This window comes from Pseudomonas sp. ICMP 10191, assembly GCF_001467335.1.
Classification (GTDB): domain Bacteria; phylum Pseudomonadota; class Gammaproteobacteria; order Pseudomonadales; family Pseudomonadaceae; genus Aquipseudomonas; species Aquipseudomonas cerasi.
Genome location: NZ_LKGW01000187.1, coordinates 1 through 1,707, shown reverse-complemented (window position 1 = coordinate 1,707; position 1,707 = coordinate 1). Strand labels below are relative to the sequence as shown.

At 60.3% G+C, this 1,707-nt stretch carries 1 pseudogene; it reads left to right on the top strand.

The features are described 5' to 3' along the window. A pseudogene (locus tag AO388_RS26690) lies at positions 1–1,707 on the top strand (hypothetical protein); the annotation flags it as partial.

The following is a 1,707-nucleotide window of genomic DNA, read 5'->3' as shown; positions in this document are numbered from 1 at the left end:
AAATCCGGCACCCATACTCAACGACGTGCTGCAACGTTCGCCAAAACTCCCGCCACGGCCACCAGCCTGTGTCCCTTCCGCGGACCTGACGTCGCCATCGTGCCCGTGCGCTATGCGCTGGATCGCTCCCGCTACGATACCGCTCCCCAGAAGCTGAAACCGCTACTCAAGGGCAGCCGCTGGGCTACTGCCGAAACGTTGCATGAGTACGTGGTGTCAGCCGCCACTGGCAACCTGAGCCGTATTGTCTGGACCGATGCGCAGCTTGGCAGTGACCGGCGAAGCGGTGCCGACGATGGCAAACCCTTCCTGCTCTATCCGCGAAACAACCTGCTGCGCATCGCCTTTTCTCATGGATGAAAGCGCTGGATCTGAAACGCTACTGCATGACCATGGCCGAGCCGGATACCTTGCCATTGAACCGTATCGCCGAGGCGGTGGCGGACATCGATAAGGAGCATGTGGTTGACGATGGCCGCTTTGCAGACTCGGCGATTCCTGCTGCCCGCCCGCCTTCGGATAGCGATGAAGGTAAGGCACTGTTTTCGCCAATCGGCGCTGACGTTTTCTGGCAGGGCAGCGTTGAAGACCAGCACAGCTCACTGCTCATCGCCCTTGATGACCCGCTGGCCATTTTCAACGATCTGGGCATGCAACTGGCCGCCGATCAGGCCGCTTACCGCAATTGGCAAGCCGAGCACGAACACAAGATCCAGATCGCCCAGACGGTCACCGCACTGTGTGGCGCTGAGGGCGAACCGGAGAAACTGCCGGCATCGGTGCGCGACAATGCCGCGCTCACTCACCAGTATCTGGGCGAGCTCGAAGCTTACTTCGAGCAGTGCATCCTTGAGGAAGCGCAGATCAGCAGCAGTAACGTTCCCGGCGATTTTCTGCTGATGCCGGACATGTTCAAGAGCCTGGACATGCGCAAATCGCTTGAAATGCGTTACGGCAGCGCGCCCGCCGACGAGGCCCTGCAAGCCTGGAAAGATCGCCACAAATGGCGGCGCGAGGTCGATCTGAGCGGTGCGCGTCAGTACCTTCAGCAGCACCTGCCAACCGGCGACACACTGCTGCAACAGGTGCGTGACACGCAAAGCGACTTTCGGAAATGGTCGGCCCATCTGGGCACCGAACCGCTCAAGCTGTTTGTCGACACCACCCACCCTGAAAGCCTGCTTTATCTGCAAACGCTCATGCTTAACCTGCAGATCATCTACGCTCAGGACAACGCCGCCAGCACCTGGCTTGCCGAGCAGGAAGCCAACGACAGCAGCCTGTTTGGCACCTTGCGCTACGGCTTCTCGCCGGCGCTCAAACACGCGCTGCATCAGGAGGCCAACGCGCTGCTGAACGGCCTTGGCGACGTGACCAACCTGGCCACCCGCATCGGCGAACTCAACGGCACGCTCAATCACCAGGGCTTTGCCGACAAGCCGTGGATGAAGGCGCTGAAACAACCCGTTCAGGACACCTTCAAAGCTCTCGGCCAACTGGCCAGCAGCGCAGGCAAGGCGACGTTCGAAAGCATCCTGCTGGCCTGGGTGCCCATCGACAGCCGCCTGGCGGTGGGCAAGCAGCAGAACATCGTTGCACTGATACGCACGCTGTTGATCGGCCAGATCCTGCTCGATTCGAAGGCGCGTATTGCGATCGATCACAAGATGCTCGCGAAGCTGAAAACCTGGATCAGTGAGTGGCAGG